The organism is Aquimarina macrocephali JAMB N27, from assembly GCF_000520995.1.
In the GTDB taxonomy this organism is placed as follows: domain Bacteria; phylum Bacteroidota; class Bacteroidia; order Flavobacteriales; family Flavobacteriaceae; genus Aquimarina; species Aquimarina macrocephali.
Genome location: NZ_JACA01000035.1, coordinates 1 through 25,961 on the forward strand (window position 1 = coordinate 1; position 25,961 = coordinate 25,961).

Here is a 25,961-nt window from a genome sequence, read left to right on the forward strand (position 1 = left end):
CAGGAGGTAGTCTTGTGACTATTGATAACCCACATACTATCGCAGCTGTTGCACAAAGAAATGATACTTCATTGGCAGACGAGAACAGTGTTGTAGAGAAAGAACTGGAAATTCATCCAAATCCGATAGAATCTGGTGTATTACACATCAAATATCCTAATTATACTAAGGCCAATAGGTCTGAAGCTATCATTAGAGATATGTTCGGAAGGGTGGTTGATAAAGTATACTTTAAATCAGAAACAACAACCTATGCTATTGATAAATTAAATGCAGGGGTATATTTCATTGTTATTAAAACAAGAGAAGGAGAGGAAAGTAAGAAGTTTATTAAGAAATAGAACATCTTTCTTACTAGTAGTAAACTGCCTGAACATATGTTCAGGCAGTTTTTTTATGAAGTATAATGATGAATCATAAACCTAATAGTTAAGTGTTTTTTCTCAAACAATAGCTCTTTTTAGACACCTATCTCAAATTGTTTTATTATCATTTTTTTAACACAAAAAAATAACTCTATAAGGGTAATCTGGTTTTTTTACGTCTATATTAATAAGAACTATTAAAAAACACTAACAAACAAACTCAAATTTATGAAATCAAGAAAACAAGTAGTTGTTCTTCTTACACTTATGATGTTAACAACTATACAATTTGGATTCGCTCAAGAACCAGAATGTGGTGCAACTCCTCCAAAAAACTACAAAACTTTTATGCTTAAGCGGCTTAAGTCTATTACCGAAAATGGCAATAAAGCTTTAGCAGCTCCTGTATCACTACCAATACAACATCATGTTTCGCGTAACTCGAGCGGAGGTTCCCCTGCAGTATCCAGTGCGCAAATTCAAAATGTAATGGATGAACTAAATGCAACTTATGCTCCAATGAATATTTCATTTCACGAATATGCTCCTACAAAATTTATAGATAACAGCAGTTGGAATCCTTCCTTCAACAAAAGTAATGATAGCCAACTAGCGCAATATGAAGTCGCAGAAGCTATTAATATTTTTTACTTTTCTAAAGTAACTTCAGGGAGTTCTTCTATCTGCGGATTTGCCAAATTTCCTGGTACTGGAAATCGAGCAATATTAGCTACTTCTTGTTCACAAAATGGCTCTACTTCTTCTCACGAATTGGGGCATTATTTTTCTGTCTTACATACACATTCTACATCTGGTGGAAGAGAGCTTGTAAAACGAACAAATTGTTCTTCTGCCGGAGATTTTTTCTGTGATACCCCAGCAGATCCAAGACTTAGTAGTCTTGTTAATTCTAGTTGTAATTATACAGGAACAGCAACAGACGCTAATGGAGATCAATATCAACCTGATGTAAACAATGTAATGTCTTACACCCGTAAAAGCTGTCGTACCGGAGGTTTCTCTAGTCAACAACAAGATGCTATTGTGGCATCATTAGAATCAGACAGAGCCTATCTAATCGGTCCAACAACCCCACCTGTATGTACTACCATTAGTAATTTTCCGTATAGTGAAAGTTTTGAATCAGGATTAGGAGATTGGACCAATGCTACAGGAGATGATATTGAATGGACAAGAGATTCTAATGGAACTCCTTCAACGGGAACCGGGCCTTCTACAGCACAAAATGGTTCTTTCTACCTTTATACAGAGGCATCTACAAATGTAACTCCTGCGGGGAGTCCTAACAAAACAGCAATATTAAACAGCCCATGTATAGATCTAAACCAAGCTAACAATATGTCTCTAGAATTTGGATATCATATGCTAGGTAGTGACATAGGAACTATAGAAGTTTTGGTAAGCACCAATGATGGAACATCTTATACTTCTATATGGTCTCAAAATGGAGCTAAAGGAGATACCTGGAATCAGGCAATTGTTAATCTTTCGGGATACTCTGGCTCTGTAATTAGATTACAGTTTAAAGGAACTACGGGAGCTAGCTGGAGAAGTGATTTGGCAATTGATAATATCAAAATCAAAGCAACCACAACCAATCCTCCTTCTTGTAATGGGATTACCAGTTTTCCTTATAATGAAAGTTTTGAATCCGGAGTTGGCGAATGGACACAAGAAACCAGTGATAATATAAACTGGACAGTTGATAGCAATGGTACGCCATCATCTAGCACAGGACCATCTTCTGCCACTAACGGTAGTAATTATATCTTTACTGAAGCTTCTGGTAACGGAAATGGGTTTCCTAATAAAGTAGCTTTATTAACAAGCCCTTGTATAGATTTAACCAATGAATCAAATGCACAACTTAGCTTTGACTATCATATGTATGGATCAAATATGGGTACTTTAGAAGTACGTGTATCGACCAATGATGGTGCAAACTGGACTACTGCCTGGAGCAAAAATGGAAATCAGGGAAATAGTTGGAATTCTCAAACCGTAAGCTTATCTACTTATAGTGGGTCTACCATAAAATTGCAGCTTAAAGGAACTACAGGATCCAGTTACAGAAGTGATATGGCTATCGATAACTTGAAAATCACCTCTGGTTCTGCAGATAGTGATGTCGCTGATAATGACACTCATTCGATAAACCAAAAGATAAGTATCTATCCTAATCCTATCACATCAGGTTCTTTATCGATCAAATACCCAGGATTTTCTAAAAGTGAAGGGAAAACACAAATCACCATCACAGACTTTCTAGGAAAAGCAATTGATGTGGTCGATTCTAATAACGAAACCACTTCTTACGATGTTAGCAATCTAAGTAACGGTGTTTATTTTATAATCATTAAGAATATAGAAGGACAAGTAACTCGAAAATTTATCAAAAGATAAGATTTGTTTAGTTTTTTTTTGAATGTACCCCAGCTGCCCGAGAACTTGTTTTCGGGCAGTTCTTTTTACACAAAACATCATATGGAATTTGTTTTGTAAGTTTAAGGCTCTATAAAACACATAATCATATTTAATTATGAAAAACTTTTCAATTTTTGCTGCTATTGCTCTCCTACTTATTTCATGCAAACAAGAAAATATGAAAAAAGATACTTCTACAGAAGATCAATCAACCACTACAGAGGATCAACTTATTGCTAAAGCAAAAGAGATTCATAATAAAGTCATTACTCTCGACACCCACTGTGATATCAATATAAAAAACTTTACCGATTCTATTAACTACACTCAGGATCTTAGTTCACAAATCACTTTACCTAAAATGAAAAAGGGTGGATTAGATGTTGCCTGGTTTATTGTTTATACCGGGCAAGATTCACTAACAACCAAAGGGTATGAAAAAGCCTATGAAATTGCAATGTCAAAATTTAAAGCTATCCATAAACTAGCAGAAGAAATTGCACCGGATCAAATTGAATTGGCCTTAACATCGGATGATGTTCGTCGTATCCATAAAAAAGGAAAGAAAGTAGCTATGATTGGTATCGAAAATGGATACCCTGTAGGAACCGACATCAATAACATAAAGAAATTTCATGATCTTGGTGCCAGATATATGTCACTTTCTCATAATGGGCATAGCCAGCTTTGTGATTCTAATACTGGTGAAGCAGATGACATTTGGTTACACAATGGATTAAGTGATCTGGGAAAAGAAGTGATTGCAGAAATGAATAAAACAGGGATCATGATAGATGTTTCCCATCCTTCTAAAGAATCTATGCGACAAATGATCAAACTTACCAAAGCTCCGATCATTGCTTCTCACTCTTCTGCAAGAGCATTATGTGATCATAGTAGAAATCTGGATGACGAGCAATTGCAATGGTTAAAAGAAAATGGTGGTGTGGTTCAAACCGTAGCTTTTACTTCTTACCTGAATACAGAGAAATTTGAAAAACGAAATAAGAAAGAAGTAGAAATAGCCAAGCAAATCGCTGATTCTATGGGAGTAACTTGGATAGAACGAAAAGAAATAGCTAAACTAGGTGCCGAAGAAAAAGAAAAGTACTATGATTTTTATATGAAAATGCTAACGATTCGAAGAAAAAAAGTAAAGGAAATGGATGATCTTCCTCCTGCTGTCGATGTCGTGGATTTTGTAAATCATATTGATTATATGGTTAATAAAATTGGCATTGATCATGTAGGGATTAGTTCTGATTTTGACGGAGGCGGTGGAATTGAAGGATGGAGTGATGCTTCTGAAACTTTTAATGTAACTCTGGAATTGGTAAAACGCGGATATACAGAAGAACAAATCGGAAAGCTCTGGAGTGGAAACCTGTTACGTGTTCTTGATGAAGTACAAAAGGTAGCTAAAGAGTTAGGTCATGCTGGATAGCATTATTTTGAAATCTCTTCGATAATTGAAATGTAATCTGATCGGTTTGCTATAAAATCCCGTTCAGATACATCGATTATCTTTATATTAAATTGCGGTTGTGATTTCATGAATTGCAAATACCCCTTATTGATCTTATCCAGATATTCTGCAGGGATTTTTTGCTCATAGTCTCTACCTCTTTTTTTGATATTTTCTAAAAGACGTTCTGTATTTTGATATAAATAAACGTATAGCCCGGGTTTAGCCAAATTTCTATACATCAGGTCAAATACTTTTTTATACAGCATAAACTCTTCTGATTGTAAGGTGACCTTAGCAAAAATCAATGATTTAAACACATCATAATCACTCACTACAAAATCTTTAAACAAATCAAATTGTGCAATATCATCTTGTAAACGTTGATAACGATCCGCCAGAAAAGACATCTCGAGAGGAAAAGCATAACGCTCCATATCCTCATAAAACTTTGGCAAAAAAGGATTATCGGCAAACCGTTCCAGAATGAGTTTTGCATTAAACTCTTTAGCAATCAATTGTGCCAAACTTGTTTTACCAGCCCCAATATTTCCCTCAACAGTAAGGTATTGAAACCGTGACAAAGTATATTTCTCTTTTGGGTTTATTATTTTTTCACCAAGTAGAGTCACTTTCGAATCATCAGAAGTACTCTCTAACAATTGTTTTACGGTTAACTTCAATATTGGATGTACAATATCTCCTGCAATCTCTGCTAGTGGTTCTAGCACAAATTTTCGATCCTGCATTGCAGGATGAGGAACTATCAATTCTTTGGTTTCTATATTTCCTTCCGAAGAAAAAATAATATCCAGATCAATTGTTCTTGCCTCATACCCTTTACCATCTGTTCTATTTCTACCCAGAGAATTTTCGATTCCTAACAAGATCGTCAATACTTCAGTTTCAGAAAGAAAAGTACGTACTGTAATACAAGCATTATAAAAATCATCACTATTAAATCCCCAGGCCGGAGTTTGATATACGCCAGAAATTGAGACTAGGTCTCCTACCGTTTCATATATCTCATTAACAGCGTTCTGTAGAAAATCCATGCGATTTCCTATATTACTTCCTAATGAAATATGTAACAAACGGGATGTTTTCAATATTGGATTTTTTATATTCTGATCAGAACTCCTTATTTTTAGGACAAATTAAACAAAACAAAATCACTTCGCCTTATTTTTGAGCGAACTATTATTAACTATTATTTTATTTTGAGCGAAACTCTTCTAAACTTAAAAAATAAACGTACTGCTTATAGAATATACCTGATACTTGGTGCGCTTTTTATTTCATCTTTGGTTGTATCTAACCTTATTTTTCAAAAATTCTTTTATTGGGATTTTTTCGGAGTATACACTTTTGAAATTTCTGTGGGTATCCTACCGTACCCTATTACTTTTTTGATCACAGATATTATTAGTGAAGTATATGGTAAGAGAAAAGCTAATCAAATTGTTACTGCTGGTATTTTTGCATCTTTTTTCTCATTACTCATTGTATATGCTTCATCTTCGGTTCCTGCTACGTCATGGTCCCCTATAGATGATAAAATATTTAATCAGGTTTTTGGTGCCACAGTAATTGCCGTATTTGCATCAATGATGGCCTATCTTTTTGCACAATATATCGACATCCAGATTTTTCATTTTTGGAAACGCATTACCAAAGGAAAACACCTTTGGTTGCGAAATAACTTCTCTACTTTTTCTTCCCAGTTTATAGATACGCTAACAGTTCTTTTATTACTATGCTCTGCTGGGATTATCGATTGGGATCGTTTTGGGATATTATTACTTAATGGTTTTTTGTTTAAAATATTGGTTGCTGCGCTAGATACTCCCATTTTGTACCTATGTGTATATGTCATAAGAAAACGATTTAAGCTAAAACAAGGCGGTGAATTAGCTCTGGAAATTTAAAATCTAACAAATAGTTAACTTAAAAAAAGTAACATCGTATCTTTGTAAATCGTTACTTTATCTCAAAGCTATTTTTATCATGAAAAAAGTCCTCAAAATTCTTGGTATTTTTTTACTACTACTTATCATAGGTGTCATCTCAATTCCTTTTTTATTTAAGGGAACTATCCAGGATAAAGTACGTTACCTGGTGAATGAGCATGTACATGCAAAAGTAGATTTTGCAAATTTGGACATCAGTCTTATCAGGAGCTTTCCTCAAGCATCTGTGGTTATCGATGAACTTTCGATCATTAATTATGCGCCTTTTGAAGGAGATACCCTTGCATATTCTAAAAAAATTGCATTGGATATGTCTATTAAAGAGTTGTTTAAAAATGCTTCAGAACCTATTAGTGTTCAAAAAATAGTAATCGATGAAGCCAATATTGCAATCAAAACTGATTCATTAGGGAACTCTAATGTTGATATCGTTAAAAAACAGGAAGATGTTGCAGAAACTCAACCGGAAGAAGAAAGTGGTGCTTTTACCTTTGCTTTAGATCATTATGAAATAAACGATAGTAAAATTCTATTTAAAGATGATATAAGCAAAACCATATTGGCGATGACAGATCTTAATCATAGCGGTGATGGGTCGATCTCTGGTGAGAAAATAATTTTGGATACCAAAACAAATACTGAAGCCTCATTAAATCTCGATGGCACTAAGTATCTAAATAAAAACAAATTACAACTTGATGCTCAAATAGAATTAGATCTAGAGAATCAACGTTATTCTTTTAAAGAAAACAAGGCCCAGATCAACAGATTACCTCTTGAATTTGCTGGTTATGTTCAGTTATTCGAAAAATATACTGATGTAGATCTTAGTTTTAAAACCCCTTCGTCTGATTTTAAGAATTTCCTGGCTGTTATCCCCGAAACTTATGTCAAAAACCTGGATGGAATACAAACTAGTGGAGACTTTTCTATTAATGGAGTTATTAAAGGAAAATCTGACGACACTTATATTCCAAAAATGGATATCAAGATCGCTTCAAGTAATGCTTCTTTTAAATACCCTGACTTGCCTAAAGGCGTTAAAAGCATAAATATTGATACTCAGATCAAGAATGAAACCGGGTTGGTGGACGATACGTACATAAATATTGACAATCTAACTTTCAAAATAGATCAGGATTCTTTTGCTGCCAAAGGTAGTCTGCGAAATCTAACTAAAAACATGATCGTAGATATGATGCTGAAAGGCACATTAAACCTGGCTAATCTAAATCAGGCATATCCGTTACAATTGGAAGAAAAAATAAATGGAATTGTTAATGCAGATGTCAAAACTAATTTTGACATGCAATCTTTAGAAAAGGAACAATATCAGAATGTAAAAAGCTCAGGTACTGCCAGTATCTCTCAATTTACATATGCTTCTTCTGATACGCCTAATGAAATAAAAATTGAAAACGCCAATGTAAGTTTTACACCAGAAACCATTTCATTAGATAAGATGCAGGCTACCACCGGAAGATCAGATCTTGCAGCTACAGGTACTATACAAAATCTTATGGGCTTTTTATTTGCTAAGCAAGACCTAAAAGGAAATTTTGATGTAAACTCTAATGTGTTTGCTGTAGATGATTTTATGGTGAGTGAACAAGAGGCCGAAGCCGAAGAAGAGGTCGCAAGCACAACAGAAGATGAGACCATGAGAATTCCCTCTTTTCTGGATGCTACACTAAATTTTGATACCAAAAAAGTTTTCTACGATAACTTAGAATTACAAAATACAAAAGGAACAGTAAAGATAAAAGATGAAACTGCCTATCTAGAAAACGTAACTTCTAATATTTTTGATGGAGGAATGGCTCTTAATGGTAACGTATCTACTAAATCTAAAGTTCCTACTTTTGATATGGCTCTCGATTTAAGTAAAATCGATATCGTAAAATCTTTTAATAATTTAGAATTAATAAAAGGTCTAGCTCCCATAGCAAAAGCACTTACTGGTAACCTTACAACAAAAATCAACCTTAATGGTAATCTCAATGAAAATCTTATTCCTGTTTTAACCTCATTAAAAGGTAAAGCACTTGCCGAAATCCTTAATGCCCAAGTCTCTACAACTAAGACTCCATTTTTATCTACCTTAGATAACCAGCTTAATTTTGTAGAAATTGATCAATTAAATCTAAAAGACATTAAAACTAACCTGAGTTTTGATGATGGAAAAATTAATGTAAAACCATTTGAGTTTGATGTCCAGGGAATAAAAGTTACTGCTGGTGGAAATCATAGTTTTGAACAAAACATGAATTATAATATCAAACTAGATGTACCTGCCAAATATCTAGGTAGTGAGGTTGGAAATTTGATCTCGCAACTTGATCAAAAAGAAGCTAATAATATGACTGTTGGGCTACCAATTGGGCTCTCTGGTAATTTTAAAAACCCAAAGATTAACTTAAATACAGACCTAGCTATAAAACAACTCACACAACAAATTGTAGATAAACAGAAAGAAAAAGTGAAAGGAGAACTTATCGGTAAGGGCGGGAAAGTATTAACAGATCTATTAGGAAATTCTAAAAAACAAACTGATTCTTCTAAAACGAATTCAAATAATACTGAAGAAACATTAAAAAATACTGCAAAAAATATTTTAGGAGGTTTTTTAGGCAAGAAAAAGAAAAAAGACTCTACAAAAACAAAGAATTGATAAATATAATAGAGAAGAGTGTAGGTGTACAACAAGTTTTTTTCTTCCCACATTTATCACCAAATGAAGTGAAGTCTCCCTCTATTGCATCCCCCTACTCAGATATTAAGCAGCTGCTTGTCATTTAGTGCAGAAATTGTATTCTTGTCTAAAACTAGCTTTTTTTCATGATTTAAAAATTTTGAATTAAGAGTATTCTTAAAGTAGTGATAATTGGATAACTATTCTGAATGCTACTAGATACTCATGTGAAGATTACAAACATTAGGACTAGTAACTATTACGATAACTGGTACAATAGAAATCACTATATAAAAAGAGAATACCTGATTTCTCAAGCACCCTCTTGTACTCAAAAATAATTTTTTATTGGACACGATGATTCAATTGGTTTTTACATCACAGATTTATATATGTATAGGAGACTCCATCAAAATTTAAAATTACCTCTTAGGATATGCTGCATTAGTACCTATAATGTCTAACGGAGATATAGTTTCCTGAGCTCCTGTATAGCCTTCACCATTAAGTAACGTAATTGTTGGTTTACCATTTTTAGAAAAAGCATATTGATGATACATCATTATACTATTGATGTCAAATGCCCTAGTTAATCTTCTTGAATTCTTAAACTCAAATTGATCTTCTTTACCACTCTTGATATTTTCCCATTTTATAACAATATAGTTGTCTCTTTCTTGTCTTGCTTGTTCATGAAGAAAACCAAGCGTATGACCTATTTCATGAGTAACAAGGTTGGCACCGACATTATGACCTAATTTTACAACTCCTCCACCTAAATTGAACCCAATAGATGCCGCACCGCAAGTTGAACATACATCCGAAGATTGTGTGAAAGTTACATAACCGAACAACTCATTGGTTCTTTTTTTAAACTTTATATTAGTTTTCCTACTCCATCTTTTCATCGCCGATAGTATATTAATACGTAACTTAAGACTTAAGTTACTACTTAGGGCAAAAACAACAGTGTTGTTTGGCCATTTTCTAACAGGATCTAGTAATGTTAATTTTTGATCCACAATTTGAGGAGTGTCTGATACGTGTTCTTCAGAAAGAATGATATCATCATGGTAAAGGTATTCTCCGTTACCCATGTCTTTGACAGTAACTAAATCTCCATCAAAATACTTTTCAATCAATTTTCTATTAGATGTTGTTACGTCTTCGGTTACACTTTCTTCTACGCTCTCTTTTTGACAAGAAGCGAAAAGTAAAACTGTGCTCAGTGCGAGAGTTTTAAATGACCTGATTTTTTTTGTGTTCATGATTGTGTGAAATTAAGTTTGTTTTAAAAAATTATTTAAACCCGGATTATTCAATAGGATTCAATTCATTAATGTAATTCATTGATTTTTAAATAGTTTTCTATTACATGAAACAGGTTGAAATACCATAAATACTGATGTTTTTTTAATTTCTGTATAGCATCATTATGGTAAAATTGAAAAGTATAGGGAAACGGTAGTATTCGCGATATTTCAAAGATGTAATAGATTTTTATTATAAAGCAACAGATACTAGAGTGAATAAAAAACCTCCCCCCCCTACTACCTTATTTACCCAACAGACCCGAAGGAAAACTTATCTTCCTCCCTTTCTGGCATTTTTGTAAAACTATAATACTATTGACACTATATTGTCCTGATTCTTTGAATAATCAAAAAATTAGGACAACCTTGTAACGGGTTCACGACAAGTTTCCCTTTAACCCGAATTATACATTAGAACTTCGTTATGAGATTTGAAAGTACCATAAAATATGACACATTTTCTTAGTCTTAGCATAGCATCCCTACGGTTACACTGAAAAATGTAGTGCAATGGTATATTTTGAATACATTGCTACGAAACTTTTCAAAATAGAGTTTCACTGATAAAAACATAATCTTGGATGCAATACGCCTGTTAAAGATACGTTAACAATTTAGTAATCTTATACCTACAATATAAGTATACATATAGTTATAATTTTACTGTAAAACTAAATCCCCCATAGTTATGAAATTGAAGAGTATCCCCATAATTCTTTTTTGTTCCCTTTCCTTTTTATCATTCTCGCAAGCAGAAATTAATGACAATCAAATGCAATGGATTAAAGGATGGACAAATTTTGAGCCTAATCAAAGAGAGTACCCAGAACCAGATGAAATACTTCCTAATATTATTGATAGTAACTCTTATTTAAAAAATGATGTAACTTACCTAATGTCGGGAAATGTCTATGTAATTAATAATGCCACTTTAACGATACAAGAAGGAACCATAATCAGATGCGATGTCGAAAATGCTGCTAGCTTAGTAATAACCAAAGGTTCTAAATTAATTGCAAGAGGTTCAAAAGGGTTTCCAATTGTATTTACATCAAATAAAGCCCAAAAATCCAGAAAAGCCGGAGATTGGGGTGGTATTATAATTGCCGGATCCGGCACAATTAATTCTCCTGCTATATCCAAAATGATAGAAGGAAATTTTCTACCTCAATATTCTTCATATGGAGGAACACAGGAAAATGAATTAACAACTATGATGTCTTATGTTCGAATTGAATATGCAGGAAAAAAAATTAATCAATCCAAGGAACTAAATGGATTATCACTTTATGCTTTAGGAAATGGTTCCATCATAAACAACGTCATGATTAGTTACTCGGCTGATGATTCTTTCGAATGTTTTGGAGGTAATGTGAACATGTCTAACCTAATCTCTTATAAAGCAAAAGATGATGATTATGATTTTACCTTAGGTTATACTGGTGAATTAAACAATATCCTTGCAATTAGACATCCCTATATTAGTGATATTAGTGGTTCTTATGTTATCGAAGCAGATGGATATGATAAAAAAGAAGGTTTCATCGACCTAGAAGCATTATCAAACATACATATCAAAAATGCAACTCTGGTAAACTTAGCTAACCAAAACAATTATCAGCATACTACAGCTGCAATTTCGTCTAAGAATTTAGCTAAACTGAACCTTACCGACATGCGTATATCTGGTTTTGCTAATGTTGTAAAATTTGATAAAACATACAAATCCTATTCAGATCTTCAAAAGTATTTCTCATTAGAAAATAGCATTTTTAATGTACATAGTAAATCAGTTCTCACACAATATGACTCTGCTATAAATACTGATCAATTGCTAAAATATAACATGTATACAAATCATTTTAAAAGTGCTGCTGATCTATTTACTGATCCTTTTGATGAAAAAAAACCAATATTTACATTAAAGGATTCAGAAAATTATACTGTAATGCAGTAAATTTGAATATATGCACTTAAAATCATCACAATAATGAAATTATTTAGTACCGCTTTCTTTGTATTTTTTATCATGAACCTTAATTATGCTCAAACAAGAAAGAATGTTTTTTTTGAGCAAAAGGCACTAACCAAAAAATTCCACACTATAGATGAATTAGAAGACCTAAAAAAAGGTGAACTTGTTAAATTGTATACAGATCGTATTAATGAGATAATAACCGTTCTCCCCTATTTAGCCCTTACTAATGAGGCTGGTACTAAATTGTCTGATATTGGTATTAAAGAAAGTTCAGACCACTTAAAGTCACTTAATAAGCACCATACAATGACTACAGACATGATCGAAAGTAACCAAGGCTTAATTTCAGAATTTATCCCCTATGCAGATACAGAAAAGATTATTTGGGGTATTTTATATTTTGAAGAAGTAATTAAAAAAGTTAGAATAGGTGCTAATGGAAATTTTTAACCAAGTATATTAGTACATACCCCTATCCATATAATTAAATCAGCTTATTAGTTAATAATAAGCTGATTTTTTTACAAATAAGTAGGTTTTCAAAATGCTTTTTTACTTACAAATCATACTTATTACATGTAATATGTCGTCATTTTCCGTTCTTAAATATCACATTCTAGGGAAAAACAACTTACAAATAGTTCCCTAAAATGGGGGGAAATGCCCCTTTTTTAACAAAAAATGAATTTACCAAACAAAATTGTTTAATATTTACAAAAATCCAATAAACATTAGTTATTTTTTTGACTATCAACACGATAGAAAAATCATTATGTAGGAATTTTACTCATAATATTTTCCTAATTTAAGTTAAAATAACGACTAACGTACAAAATCTACGGTAAACACGTAACCAATTTTGTTAAAACTCTTCTATCTTAGTAGTCCCAAAATCGGGAGAAAGAAATTTCTTCCAAAAAAGTTTAACCCCAAAATAAACTATTATGAAAAAAAGATGTTTTCTATTAACAGCTTTTATCCTACTATTAACTTCTAATCTAGCTATTGCACAAGATTTTAATGAAAATAATGACAGATGGACCAAAGGATGGACAAATTTTACACCAAATAAAACTGACTATCCAGAAGCTGAAGAGAAACTACCTAATATTATAATGGATCACACTTATTTAAGAAATGATATTGTTTATTCGATGTCTGGTGATGTATATGTAACGAATGGTGCATCTTTAACTATTCAAGAAGGAACAATTATACGGTGTGATCATGAAAACCCTGCAAACCTTATTATTTCTAAAGGGTCAAAATTGGTTGCAGCAGGATCCAAAGCTTATCCTATTGTTTTTACATCTAGCAAAGCTGCTAAATCCCGAAATAGCGGTGATTGGGGAGGTATAATTATTGCTGGATCAGGAAAAGTGAATACTGTTTCGGGTAACGGTATACTTGAAGGAGATTTCAACCCTCAGTATTCTGTTTATGGCGGAAATAACATAAATGAAGAAACAACAATACTAAGGTATGTAAGAATCGAATTTTCTGGAAACAAAGGATCTAATGGATTGTCTCTATATGGACTAGGAACTTCTTCTATAGTAAAAGATATTATGGTGAGTTATTCTGGTCAGGATTCTTATAATATCCACGGAGGAAAAAATAATATTCAAAATCTGGTTTCTCTTAAGGCGCAAGACGATGATTATCAAATTTCTGAAGGTTTTAGAGGAACAATTAAGAATGTTCTTGCTATAAGACACCCGTACATTAACAGTCCACAAGGGTCATATGCTATCGAAATAGATGGATACAATAAAGAACTTGGATACATTAAACCAGACGCTATAACAGATGTTACTATTGCAAATGCAACTCTTGTTAATCTGTCTGACAAAACCAATTACCAGCATACAACTGCAGCTATTTCTACATCTAATTCGGCAATAACATATATACATAATTCTAAAATATCTGGTTTCTCTGATGTTGTTAAGTTTGATAAATCATATACATCTTTAGCTGTTATACAAAAAGCATTTATGATGGATAATAGTTTTTTCAACATTCATGGTAAAGGTATAACCACTGGCAATGCAACAATTAACGGAGCCTTAGATATTCTAAAATACAATAGATTTACCGAAAGCTTTGTTGGTGTAAATGATTTATTTAGTGATCCAAAAAGCTCTATTGTGCCTAAATTTCAATTAAAAAAATCATTAAACAATTATATGGTGATGCAATAATAAAATAGCTTGCGCTTGATTTTACTATACAAGATCAATCCAAATCAAATGTATATCACAAACACTATGTCAAAAATATTAACAAGCTTAATCTTCTTTCTTGCAGCAAGTACAATTCTTGCACAACAAGCAAATGAAGCTATATTCTTTACACAAAGGAGTCAGACTAATAAATTTCACACTATTAGTGATCTGCAAGCTCTAAAGAAAGGTCAACTCGTAAAGTTATATCAAGATCGAGTCGAGGAAATCATAACCATACTCCCATTTCTATCACTTACCAATGAACCTGGTGTAAGACTAAGTGATATTGGCATTAAGGAAGATTCTCGACATCTCAAAATCCTCAGAAATAATAACGAGTCTACACGAAAAAACTTAGAAGTCACCAAAGAAACGATAGAAGAGTTGGTTCCGTATGCTGATACAGAAAAAATTATCTGGACAATCCTTTACTATGAAGAAGTCATAAAAAAAATGAGAATAGGAGTTAACGGAAATTTTTAAAAATTAAATTAGTAATGTGTTTAAATTATCATATTTACTTAGGGTTAGAAGCGACAATTGTCGCTTCTATTTTTTTATTTAATTGTAAGATTAACGGATTTATAACTACTAAGATTATGACATTATCTGTACTATATCTCTTATTAGGAACCGTTACAGCAGTAATAGGTGCACTTCCTCTTGGAGCTGTTAATCTGGCAGTTATTCATACCTCTGTAAAAGAGAATATTAAAAACGCATCCTACATAGCACTAGCTGCAGGGATTGGAGAAGTTTTACTAGCCCTTTTTGCGCTGCACTGCAGTATGGAATTATCCATTTTTTTTCAAGAAAATCAATGGATTCAAATCGTGTTCATTATACTCTTCTTCTCTATTGGAATGTATTTCTTACTTTTCAAGAAGAAAATAAATCCCAAACATAAATCTAACAAGCTAAAGCTATCCAATTCTAAATTCCTTACCGGTTTTTCTTTGGCAATATTAAATCCTCCAGTAATTATTTACTGGGTTTTAGCTATTTCACTGGTGAACAAATATATTTTCAAACTCACAGTTCAAAACCCACTCACCTCTCTTTTTCTTTTCTTTCTGGGAATCTACTTAGGGAAAATAGGAACATTATATTTTTATGGTCGATGGGGAAATAAAATTGCACAACAACCAGGAGATTCAAAAGCTAAGCTTTCTAGGATTATAGGCATAGTCTTGGTGGTTATTTCTATTTTCCAGGGCATCAATTTTTTGGCCGAATAAAGAAGTAACCTCCTATAGCAAAATACCATTTTTTAATCCATTTGTACAAGTAATTATCCATTAAGTGTTTTTATATTTGTCGGCAATTCTGATAAAATTATATTGCTGTGAATAAAGACGATTTCAACTCTAAATTAATGTTGCCAAAAGAAGAAATGCAACGTTATGGGTATAAGATTATAGATCATATTGTAGACCATTTTGAGACTCAAAACTCAAAAAAACCTGTAACCATTGCTTCAAGAGAAGAAATGGATTCGTTATTAACAGAAGATTTACCTGATCACCCCACTCCTGCAAATGAAGTTCTGGATTTTGTAATGGATCAAGTCATTCCAAACAGTAGTATTGTATCTCACCCAAAATCATACTCTTTTGTACCTGGACCAAGTAACTACATAAGTGCAATGGCTGATACTATTGCGACTGGTTTCAACATATTCTCTGGTGGTTGGGCAGCATCTCCGGCAGCAGCAGAATTAGAAATAGTAGTTATGAACTGGTTGCTTAAGATTTTTGGATTTCCAACAAAAAAGGGAGGGGGGATATTTACAAGTGGCGGTTCGATGGCAAATCTTACTGCATTGGTAACAGCCAGAAGGATAAAATGTGGTCAAGATTTTTCCAAAGCTATAATCTACTTATCAGATCAAGCTCACTCTTCAAATATAAAAGCGATTAAGGTAATTGGCTTTAAAAAGGAGCAGATCAGACTTATCCCTACTGATCTAGAATTTAAAGTTTCTTTAAACAAATTAAAAAATGTAATTGCCAAAGATCGTCTTGAAGGATATCAACCGTTTTGCATAATTGCTTCTGCAGGAACTACCAACACAGGAACTGTAGATCCTATGGATGAAATTGCAAATATCTGTGAGGAAGAAAATTTATGGATGCATGTCGATGGAGCTTATGGAGGTGCGGCAATTTTAGCTGATAAAGGAAAAAAACTTTTAAAAGGTATCGAAAGAGCAGACTCATTAACTGTAGATCCACATAAGTGGTTTTTTCAACCTTATGAGATGGGTTGTTTATTGGTTAAAGATCATAACTGGTTAAGCGGCACATTTAGTGAGAAACCAGAATACTTAAGAGATATAGAAGGTAATGAATCTGAAATTAATTTTTATGATCACGGTATTCAATTAACTCGACGTTTTCGTGCATTAAAATTTTATATGTCATTGAAGACATTTGGCCTAGAATCTTTTAGAAAAGCTATACAATACAACATAGACCTTGCAGAACAGACCGAGGATATCTTACGAAAAAGCACATATTGGGAAATTACATCACCAGCGACATTAGCCATAATTAACTTTAGATATCATCCTATTGGTCATCAGCTTTCTGAAGAAGAATTAGATCGTATCAATCAGAATATTTCTAAAAAAATAGTCGATTCCAGAGAGGCAATACTGGTAACTACAGTTTTACAAGGTCAGATCGTACTTAGAATGTGCCTTATAAATCCAAGAACAACTATTAATGATATTAAAAGTACGTTACAACAGTGTGAAATCTACGGAAAAGAAGAATTGGCTATAATTGCAAAAGAAACATGCTAGGCTATTGTTAAACTAACCACATACCCTTCGTTATTTCTCACATTAAAGACTGTATTATCTTCAAAAATAAGATATTGCCCTTTAATTCCTTTTAGCACACCAGAATATTCTGGTGTTTTCGTCAGGTTAAGGCTTTTTAATGCATTGGGATATTGAAGCACAGGAAAATGAAGTTGAGTTTCTTTTCCATTTTCAATAAAATACTCTTTTACTTCATCAGGGATAAAATCCTTTAGCTTGTCTTTAAAAGAGATCAAGTCTTCATCTGTTATTTCATTCTTAAGCATGGTACGCCAATTTGTTTTATCAGCAACCTTTTCTTTTAAAGCTACCTCGGTAATACCAGCCAAATACCGATTAGGAACCTCTACAATTTCTATAGCCTCATGCGCTCCCTGATCTATCCACCTTGTAGGTACCTGGGATTTTCTGGTTACTCCCACCTTAACATTACTAGAATTAGCCAGATACACAATATGTGGCTGAAGCTGTGCCTTTTTCTCAAATTCTAAATCTCTATCTTCAATATCTAAATGTGCAGTACTTAATTCTGGGCGCATTACCCAATCTCCGACTTGAGGTTGGTTATAAAAGTCATCATAACAATATCCTTGTCTAAATATTTTTTTATTTTCACCACAGGCAAGACATTGATATCTTACAAATTCTATTCGTATTTTTTTATCCAATAACTGATTCATATGGATAAAATCGGATTCGAAAACCAGATAATATTGAATAGGGTCATTAATTTCTGTTTGCATTTTTGTTAGTACTCCCTGATATTGCATAAAATTTCGTTATATAATAATCTAATAAGAAGAATGTGATTATTTTTATTATTTTAGTTTCTAATTGACAACAACAAAAATAATGTATTCCAATTTTATATCAGAATTGATGTACTTTATTTTTACCTAAATATACATTAAAAAATGCCAATCCCATTAGTTAATTCTATAGCCAGCTGGTTCTTAAAAAAGCGCTTTCATCAAATGGAGCTTTTTCTTAAGTACCCCAATGAGGTTCAGCTTGAGTTACTGCATGTGCTATTAGAAACAGCTAAGAATACAGAATTTGGGAAAAGCTATGATTTTGCAACCATAAGCAATTATGAAACTTTTAAAGAACGTGTACCTATACGATCTTATGAGGATTATGAATCAGTAATCGAAAGAAGTCGTTTGGGAGAACACAATATTTTTTGGCCTACTCCTATCAAGTGGTTTGCAAAATCTAGCGGTACTACCAGTTCAAAAAGTAAATTTATCCCTGTTAGTGAGGAATCACTAGAAGATTGTCATTTTGCAGCTGGTAAAGATCTCTTATGTATGTATCTTAATAATAATGAGGAATCAAAACTTTTTACCGGTAAAAGCCTTAGGTTAGGAGGTAGCAAAGAATTGTATAAAGAAAACGGAACTTCTTTTGGAGATTTATCCGCAATAATCATTGATAACATGCCCTTTTGGGCAGAGTTTAGCTCTACTCCTAGTAACGAAGTGTCATTAATGAGTGATTGGGAGTATAAAATGAAAGCTATTGTTAATGAGACTATTCAGGAAAATGTAACTAGCTTAGCAGGTGTTCCTTCGTGGATGTTGGTTTTACTTAATCAAGTGCTGGAAATTACAGGAAATGAGAATATCTTCGAAATCTGGAATAATCTCGAAGTGTATTTTCATGGTGGGGTAAGCTTTGAGCCATACAAAGATCAATACAGTAAAATTTTACCTAGAAACTCTTTTAAATATTATGAAATATATAATGCTTCTGAAGGCTTCTTTGCTATACAGGATCATAATAATTCTTCTGAGTTATTATTAATGTTAGATTATGGGATATTTTATGAATTCATACCTATGAATACATATGGTACCAAAACTGAAAAGGTGATCCCATTAAGCGAAGTAGAAGTTGGAAAAAATTATGCTATTATCATTACGACTAATGCTGGATTATGGCGTTATAAAATTGGAGATACTATTCGCTTTACCTCTATAGATCCATATAGAATTAAGGTATCAGGAAGAACCAAGCATCACATTAATGTCTTTGGAGAAGAGCTTATTATCGAAAATGCAGAAGAAGCTCTTAGAAAGACAACCAAAACCACTAATAGTGAGATTGTAGATTACACCGTGGCTCCAATTTTTATGAAAGGACGAGAAAAAGGCGCACATGAGTGGATCATTGAATTTAAAAAGCATCCCGAAGACATTAAAGAATTTATTCATATTCTAGATCAAAACCTGCAACAGGTAAACAGTGATTATGAAGCCAAGAGATACAACAATACAACTCTTAATATTCTTCATGTACGTATTGCAAGACAAAACCTATTCTATGATTGGCTGAAAAAGAATGACAAACTGGGAGGGCAACATAAAATCCCAAGGTTATCCAATGAGCGAATCTATATTGAAGAATTAATTGCTTTAAATAGTGTAGGTTCTTATTCTCCCTGATTAAGAAACAGTTAAACCTATCAAAATCAGTCTTTTTTCTATAAAAACCTCAAATAAAAACGCAAATAATTACGGTTAAACCGTAAAATAACTATGTAAGAATTGTCGTTTTTAACAAAATTATCAGTATTTCATCGTCCAAAAAAAGCGTTTGATCTAAAAAATATCAAATCATTTTTTAGGCTCTTATTTTCATATTAAATTTGTCCTCAGATAGTTATTAAATATATCAAAGCCCCAAAATATGAAAACTACGATATCTTGCATTACTTTATTATTTCTGGCCATAGGAATTAACGCACAAGAAATCAAAACCAAAAATCATATTACTACAGCCAATGAAACGGCTGCTGTAACTTCAAAGGAGACTACTACAGATATTTCTTCTTCAACTAGGGCTTTAAAAACAGAAAACACATTAGAAGAAGACACATGTTACAGTGAAATTTCTAAAGCAACATTTTACGAAGCTTTAATTCGTCAAAATGGTTTAGAAATATATCTTAACAACAGTGATCTTGTATTAAAAAACACAGAAGATATTATTACTAATAATAAGGAACGAATATCATATTCAGAATAATTATATCATCAACTAATCAACCAACAAAAAACACCTTTATAAATTTATAAAGGTGTTTTTTATATATAAAAAGTTTTTCTATATTTTTCTTCTACTTAAGAGACTGCTTTAAGCTTTTTAATTGTAGATTTATTTAGCTTCTTTTCGGCATAATCTTTAGTTACTCTAAACTCTGTTTCTTCGCTTTCTGGCAGTTCGAACATTGCATCTGTTAAAATTGCTTCACAAAGTGATCTAAGACCTCTTGCTCCTAATCTGTATTCCAGAGCCTTTTCTACAATATACTCTAATGCACCATCAGTAATTGAAAAACCAATATTATCCATTTCAAACAACTTCTTATATTGCTTTATAATAGCATTTTTAGGAACTGTTAAAATAGACCTAAGGGTTTCTTCATCCAGAGGATTCATATAAGAAAGTACAGGAAGCCTACCAATAATCTCAGGAATCAATCCAAAATCTTTTAAATCTCTTGGAATAATATACTGTAACAGATTATCTTTCTCAATAGCGTCTTCACTTTTAGAAGCACTATATCCAACCGCTTGCATATTTAATCGTTTCTGGATCATTTTTTCGATCCCATCAAAGGCACCACCTGCAATAAAAAGAATATTTTCGGTATCTACTTCTATAAATTTTTGATCCGGATGTTTACGCCCACCTTTTGGCGGAACATTTACTACAGTACCTTCTAGCAACTTAAGTAAAGCTTGTTGAACTCCTTCTCCAGAAACATCTCTGGTAATACTAGGATTATCACTTTTACGAGCTATTTTATCAATCTCATCAATGAATACGATACCTCGCTGTGCTTTTTCAAGATTATAATCTGCAGCCTGAAGTAATCGTGTAAGAATACTTTCTACATCTTCACCCACATAACCTGCTTCGGTAAGTACAGTTGCATCTACAATAGCCAATGGAACGTTAAGCATTTTAGCAATGGTTTTAGCCATTAATGTTTTACCCGTACCCGTTTGACCCACCATAATGATATTACTCTTTTGAATCTCAATATCATCTTCTGTTTGTGGTTGCAATAAGCGCTTATAATGATTATATACTGCAACAGACATTACTTTTTTTGTAAACTCCTGTCCTATTACATATTCATCCAAAAACTTCTTGATAGCCATAGGCTTTCGTAACATTAATTCGTTACTAAGCTCACCTGTTTCTTCATCTTTAGCTTCTTCTACTACAATTCCATGTGCCTGAACAATACACCTATCGCAAATATGGGCATCTAACCCTGCAATAAGCAAATTGGTTTCGGGCTTCTTTCTTCCGCAAAAAGAGCATTCTAAGTCTTCCTTAGCCATAGTTATTTAATTTCATTTTCATAAAAACTTCTCTTGTTTTCGTATATGCATACAAGTATAAGGGAAAAATCCCCTTATTAACAAGAAAAATCACATCATTCTCTAGTCAAAATCTCATCAATCATTCCATACTCCAGAGCTTTATCTGCTTTCATCCAATAATCTCTATCGCTATCCTCATACACTTTATCGTAGGTTTGTCCGGAGTGTTTGGCAATAATTTTATATAATTCTTCTTTTAATATCAAAATCTCACGTGCAGTGATTTCTATATCACTTGCTTGTCCTTGGGCACCACCTAATGGCTGATGAATCATTACGCGACTATGAGGTAATCCAGAACGTTTTCCTTTTTGCCCTGCACATAATAACACAGCTCCCATAGATGCAGCCATACCTGTACATATAGTAGCTACGTCTGGCTTGATAAATTGCATTGTATCATAAATACCAAGGCCTGCATAGACACTTCCTCCTGGAGAGTTAATATAAATCTGAATATCTTTAGAAGAATCTACACTTTCGAGAAATAACAATTGAGCCTGAACAATATTAGCCACCTGATCATTAATCCCGGTTCCTAAAAATATAATACGATCCATCATTAACCTCGAAAAAACATCAAAAATAGCAATATTCATTTGACGTTCTTCTATGATATTAGGAGTCATCCCGTTTGGATACATACTACTAACGATCTGGCCATAATAGTTACTATTAATACCATGATGCTTTGTAGCGTATTTTTCGAATTCTTTTCCGTAATCCATATTTCTTTTTCTGAAATTTTTATTGATAAAAAGGGCGTTAACCTAAAGATAGTTTAACGCCCTAAATATAAGTATAATTCCTTAGTAAATTACAACATTAATTATTTGTAAACTTCTTTTATGAATTCATCAAAGCTAACCTCTTTTATCTTTAGCTTTGCATTTTCTTTATAATAATTAAGCAACTTTTTACTCATCAATTGCTCAGAGATTCTCTTAACCTCTTCTTGATTTGATAATATTCTTGCTGCAATATCCTCTAGCTCTTTATCTTCTGGAGAATTTTGCCCAAATTGAGCCATCTGACCTTTAATCAAATCTTTTGCAAAATCTTTTAATTCTTCAAAAGTTACCTGAAGGTTATTATCATTAATTATTTTACCTTCTATTAATTGATAACGTAATCCTTTTTCACTTTTTTCAAACTCATCCTTTGCTTCATCTTCTGTTAAAGGCTGCTCACCAGTTGCTCTAATCCATTTCTGTAAAAACGTATTAGGAAGGTCAAATGTAGTATTCTCTAAAACGTTTTCAGTAATAGCATTAAGCAGTTGTTGTTCTGATTGTTGCTCGAACTGGCGCTCGGCATCTTCTTTTATTTTTTCTCTCAGATCAGTAACCGATTTTATAACACCAGCGCCATATAGCTTATCAAACAACTCTTGGTCTAAATCTGCAAGCTCCTGAGTATTTATTTCTGAAACTGTAAAGGTTACTTCTATATTAAGATCATGTGCTTCATCATGATTTATTTTTAAAGCACTTATCAAATCATGATCATCGGCAAATAATCCTTTTGTTTTTAACTTGATAACATCACCTATCTTTGCTCCCATAAATTTATCAAGGTTCTTTTTACCTTTAATTTTATCTAGGGAAACAGTAAATGGATTATCTATTTCTTTTTCTTCATTAGCAAAAGAACCAGCTACCAAATCATCTTTCTCTACAGCATCCTTAGGTGTAAGTTTACCATATTGCTTTTGGATAGTTTTGATCTGATTATCGATCATCTCATCGTTTGCTACAATTTTGTAGTGAGTGATAGCTTTTTTGCCATTAAGGTTCACTTCGAATTTTGGAGCTAATCCAAGTTCGAATTCGAAAGAGTAATTATCAGTATCCCAGTCAAAATTTTCCTGTTCTTTAGGCAAAGGATTTCCTAATACATCAAGTTTTTCCTCTGTAAGATATTTATTTAATGCATCTTGTAACAGTTTATTTACCTCATCTACCAAAACTGCTTTTCCATATTGTTTTTTAACAAGCCCCATAGGAACGTGACCTTTTCTAAAACCAGGAATGTTAGCATTTTTACGATAATCACTAAGGATTTTTTCAACCTTATCACTATAATCTTCTTTAGCGATATCTACGGTTACCACTGCATTTAATTCGTCTAATTGCTCTTTTGAAATATTCATTATCTCTACGTTTACTACTAAAAATTGGCTTGCAAAAGTAATACTTTTTTACATCACAACAAACTTTTAACTCCTTGAAAAACAGTAAGCGTTACATTAATTCTTATCTTTCTTCAAAATAGAATGTAGTATTGATTGAAACACAGATAACAAGACACTAAAGATCAGTGCCCACAACCATCCATTTACACTAAAACCAGCTATAAAATAATCTGCCAATAAAATAATTGCTGCATTAATAACTAAAAGAAACAATCCCAAAGTAAGTATTGTGGCTGGTAGCGTTAAAATAACCAGTAAAGGCTTTACAATTGTATTTAAAATTGCCAAAACAACTGCAACTATTAATGCACTAACATAGTTATCGACTCCTACTCCCGGGAGGATTTTAGCTAAAACAAGTACCGCTAAAGCACTTAAAATAAGTTTAAGTAAAAAATTCATACCTCAAATATAAACTTTATCTTATTCAATAAAAAAAACCTGCTGAAAAAACAGCAGGCTTTTATCTAAACATTGTTTAGTATATTTTCTTAGTTAACATCATTGTTTAAGGTAACAGTACCATAATCCGCAGGATTAACCCTTGGCAAAGTAGAACCATAAGTAGCTTTAATAGCATCCAATGTCCCATTTGTTATCAAAGCATGAGCTCTTGGCGTTGGGTGCACCCCATCTAATGAGAACCCTCCTCCACTAACAAATTCTGATGTAATCACTCCTCCATCAATAGAAATACCTCCATTTGCAGCTTGCGCCAAATCGGCTGCTGCATCATAGAACGCCAACCCTTTTGCTGTTGCAAGACCTGCAATAGTAGCATTAAATCCAGTACGAGCATTTTCTATAGCTGTCTGTTCTGCTGGGATTAACACGTATTTATCTTCCAAAGGAAAACTAACACCATTAACCGATAATTGTCCTGCATCTTCTTGGGACAAACCTAAACCTACCAATTCTGCAAATCTGGCTTCATTAAGTTTCCCTATAATACTTGAACTGGTAAGCACTAACAAATCATCTGCAGTAGCTTGTCTTGCCTGACCGTACTGTGCTCCAAAAAGAGCTGCTTTTAACGCTCCAAATGTAGGAGTTAAAGCTGCAGTCAATTGTGCCGTTTTATCCTCGAGCGATTCATCTTTAATTACCACAGCACTTGCTCCGGTAGTAGAAAATTCTATTGCTCTTTCTGGAACACCAATACCTGCAAATGCAAGGTTTAATCCTGCATAGGTTGCATTAAGAGTAGGTATTTGTGGTCCGAAATCAGGATTCAAAGGACTTAATGGCGCATAAGGAACAGTTGTGAAAAATGGTATAGAAGTTACACTTGGTAAATTCAACAACACTCCTTTTGCTCCTTTTGCAGTAAGTGCATCAATTAATTGACTATATACACCTGCAAATACAGTAGTATTTGTAATATCATTTGAACCATATGAAGTTGGATCAAGATTAGGCACTTCATTATTATCTGCTCCTACACCACCAGAAGTAGCATAGCTAAGTATATCATTATTTCCGATCCATAAACTAAAAAACGTAGGATTCTGTGCTACAGCATCTCCTATTACTGTTGCTGTTGCCGAAGAAGCAAATCTTGCATAATAAGGATTTGCCAAACCACCTGCTACCCCAGCTACATTACCATATCCTGGTGCAGCCAAATGAAAACTTTTTGCTCCGGGAACTCCCATATTATTAAAAGAACCGTTTAAACTACTAGATATCTCGGTAGTAGGTGCGGCTCCTATATACACAGAAGGACCAACAGGCTTACCATCTGCATCAAAAACCAGCACAAATCTATTGTCTAAAATCTGAGTTCCTCCTAGTAATGCTCCTCCTGTATTATCCGACATTAATGGTTGTGTAAAATCACCACCACCTGCAAATGCAAATTGCTTGGATAATATATTAGGATATGAATTTTCTTGTCCTGTTATATATAATGCTCCGTCGGCAAAACCAGCCGTAAGTGAATTTCCTAATGCCACATAAGTACTAAAATCAGCTTCTCCACTTTTATACGTTCCTGCTTCATCAATCGGATTATCAAATTCTGGCTCACATGCTATTATTCCTAATGCAAGAATTGCTAAGTATTTTATATTTTTCCTCATCAT

21 protein-coding genes and 1 pseudogene are annotated in these 25,961 nt (G+C 33.1%); 13 read left to right on the forward strand and 9 right to left on the reverse strand.

Translation table 11 applies throughout. The annotated features are described in order from the left end of the window. The 3 genes from Z054_RS28830 to Z054_RS0118570 form a co-directional block, all read left to right on the forward strand. Window positions 1–341: T9SS type A sorting domain-containing protein (locus Z054_RS28830; protein ID WP_035092638.1), on the forward strand; the 341-nt coding region annotated here is incomplete at its 5' end. Window positions 342–593: 252 nt separating this feature from the next. Further along, complete coding sequence (locus Z054_RS0118565; RefSeq protein ID WP_024771543.1) at window positions 594–2,789, forward strand: T9SS-dependent choice-of-anchor J family protein; 2,196 nt, start codon at window positions 594–596, stop codon at window positions 2,787–2,789. A 136-nt stretch (window positions 2,790–2,925) separates the two neighbouring features. After that, a complete protein-coding gene (locus tag Z054_RS0118570) occupies window positions 2,926–4,254 on the forward strand; it encodes a dipeptidase (RefSeq protein WP_024771544.1) in 1,329 nt (442 codons plus the stop codon). 2 nt (window positions 4,255–4,256) lie between these two features. On the opposite strand, the gene folK is transcribed toward Z054_RS0118570, so the two are convergent. Then, on the reverse strand, window positions 4,257–5,384 hold the full coding sequence (folK, locus tag Z054_RS0118575; protein WP_024771545.1) for a 2-amino-4-hydroxy-6-hydroxymethyldihydropteridine diphosphokinase: 1,128 nt from the start codon (window positions 5,382–5,384) through the stop codon (window positions 4,257–4,259). A gap of 111 nt (window positions 5,385–5,495) precedes the next feature. Between folK and Z054_RS0118580 the strand changes: the two genes are divergently transcribed. Together Z054_RS0118580 and Z054_RS0118585 are read left to right on the forward strand one after the other, a co-directional pair. Further along, a complete protein-coding gene (locus Z054_RS0118580; protein ID WP_024771546.1) occupies window positions 5,496–6,203 on the forward strand; it encodes a queuosine precursor transporter in 708 nt (235 codons plus the stop codon). 79 nt (window positions 6,204–6,282) lie between these two features. Continuing rightward, the gene (locus tag Z054_RS0118585; protein WP_024771547.1) at window positions 6,283–8,916 is read left to right on the forward strand and encodes an AsmA family protein; all 2,634 of its coding nucleotides are present in this window, start codon (window positions 6,283–6,285) and stop codon (window positions 8,914–8,916) included. Window positions 8,917–9,014: 98 nt separating this feature from the next. Here Z054_RS0118585 and Z054_RS32745 read toward each other — a convergent pair. Beyond that, a pseudogene (locus Z054_RS32745) lies at window positions 9,015–9,080 on the reverse strand (class I lanthipeptide); the annotation flags it as partial. A gap of 279 nt (window positions 9,081–9,359) precedes the next feature. Beyond that, on the reverse strand, window positions 9,360–10,205 hold the full coding sequence (locus tag Z054_RS28835; protein WP_024771548.1) for a M12 family metallopeptidase: 846 nt from the start codon (window positions 10,203–10,205) through the stop codon (window positions 9,360–9,362). A 733-nt stretch (window positions 10,206–10,938) separates the two neighbouring features. Here Z054_RS28835 and Z054_RS28840 point away from each other — a divergent pair. The 6 genes from Z054_RS28840 to Z054_RS0118620 all read left to right on the forward strand — a co-directional run bounded on the left by Z054_RS28840 (window position 10,939) and on the right by Z054_RS0118620 (window position 17,262). Then, window positions 10,939–12,207, forward strand: coding sequence for a hypothetical protein (locus Z054_RS28840; RefSeq protein ID WP_024771549.1), 1,269 nt, complete (start codon window positions 10,939–10,941; stop codon window positions 12,205–12,207). 33 nt (window positions 12,208–12,240) lie between these two features. Then, on the forward strand, window positions 12,241–12,678 hold the full coding sequence (locus tag Z054_RS28845; RefSeq protein WP_024771550.1) for a hypothetical protein: 438 nt from the start codon (window positions 12,241–12,243) through the stop codon (window positions 12,676–12,678). Between the two features lie 494 nt (window positions 12,679–13,172). Then, window positions 13,173–14,432 (forward strand): hypothetical protein, encoded by a 1,260-nt coding sequence (locus Z054_RS30435; protein ID WP_024771551.1) that lies wholly within the window; start codon window positions 13,173–13,175, stop codon window positions 14,430–14,432. A gap of 66 nt (window positions 14,433–14,498) precedes the next feature. Continuing rightward, a complete protein-coding gene (locus tag Z054_RS0118610; protein WP_152538606.1) occupies window positions 14,499–14,939 on the forward strand; it encodes a hypothetical protein in 441 nt (146 codons plus the stop codon). Between the two features lie 116 nt (window positions 14,940–15,055). Beyond that, a complete protein-coding gene (locus tag Z054_RS0118615; protein WP_024771553.1) occupies window positions 15,056–15,694 on the forward strand; it encodes a LysE family transporter in 639 nt (212 codons plus the stop codon). Between the two features lie 137 nt (window positions 15,695–15,831). Then, window positions 15,832–17,262, forward strand: a complete 1,431-nt coding sequence (locus Z054_RS0118620) for a pyridoxal phosphate-dependent decarboxylase family protein (RefSeq protein ID WP_035092644.1) — start codon at window positions 15,832–15,834, stop codon at window positions 17,260–17,262. On the opposite strand, the gene Z054_RS0118625 is transcribed toward Z054_RS0118620, so the two are convergent. Continuing rightward, the gene (locus tag Z054_RS0118625; protein WP_024771555.1) at window positions 17,259–18,053 is read right to left on the reverse strand and encodes a DUF2797 domain-containing protein; all 795 of its coding nucleotides are present in this window, start codon (window positions 18,051–18,053) and stop codon (window positions 17,259–17,261) included. The genes Z054_RS0118620 and Z054_RS0118625 overlap by 4 nt on opposite strands. Before the next feature lie 144 nt (window positions 18,054–18,197). Between Z054_RS0118625 and Z054_RS0118630 the strand changes: the two genes are divergently transcribed. Beyond that, on the forward strand, window positions 18,198–19,730 hold the full coding sequence (locus tag Z054_RS0118630) for a GH3 auxin-responsive promoter family protein (protein WP_024771556.1): 1,533 nt from the start codon (window positions 18,198–18,200) through the stop codon (window positions 19,728–19,730). Between the two features lie 244 nt (window positions 19,731–19,974). Continuing rightward, window positions 19,975–20,313 carry a hypothetical protein gene (locus tag Z054_RS0118635; RefSeq protein WP_024771557.1) on the forward strand — a complete coding sequence of 113 codons (339 nt, stop codon included), beginning with the start codon at window positions 19,975–19,977 and terminating at the stop codon, window positions 20,311–20,313. 95 nt (window positions 20,314–20,408) lie between these two features. Here the strand turns inward: Z054_RS0118635 and clpX are convergent, their stop codons facing one another. The 5 genes from clpX to Z054_RS0118660 form a co-directional block, all read right to left on the reverse strand. Then, on the reverse strand, window positions 20,409–21,641 hold the full coding sequence (clpX, locus tag Z054_RS0118640) for an ATP-dependent Clp protease ATP-binding subunit ClpX (protein ID WP_024771558.1): 1,233 nt from the start codon (window positions 21,639–21,641) through the stop codon (window positions 20,409–20,411). 95 nt (window positions 21,642–21,736) lie between these two features. Then, window positions 21,737–22,411, reverse strand: coding sequence for an ATP-dependent Clp endopeptidase proteolytic subunit ClpP (gene clpP, locus Z054_RS0118645; protein ID WP_024771559.1), 675 nt, complete (start codon window positions 22,409–22,411; stop codon window positions 21,737–21,739). A gap of 101 nt (window positions 22,412–22,512) precedes the next feature. Then, a complete protein-coding gene (gene tig, locus Z054_RS0118650) occupies window positions 22,513–23,835 on the reverse strand; it encodes a trigger factor (protein WP_024771560.1) in 1,323 nt (440 codons plus the stop codon). Between the two features lie 96 nt (window positions 23,836–23,931). Next, window positions 23,932–24,279 (reverse strand): phage holin family protein, encoded by a 348-nt coding sequence (locus tag Z054_RS0118655; protein WP_024771561.1) that lies wholly within the window; start codon window positions 24,277–24,279, stop codon window positions 23,932–23,934. A gap of 89 nt (window positions 24,280–24,368) precedes the next feature. Beyond that, window positions 24,369–25,961: a G-D-S-L family lipolytic protein gene (locus tag Z054_RS0118660; RefSeq protein WP_316929935.1), complete on the reverse strand. Its 1,593-nt coding sequence runs from the start codon at window positions 25,959–25,961 to the stop codon at window positions 24,369–24,371.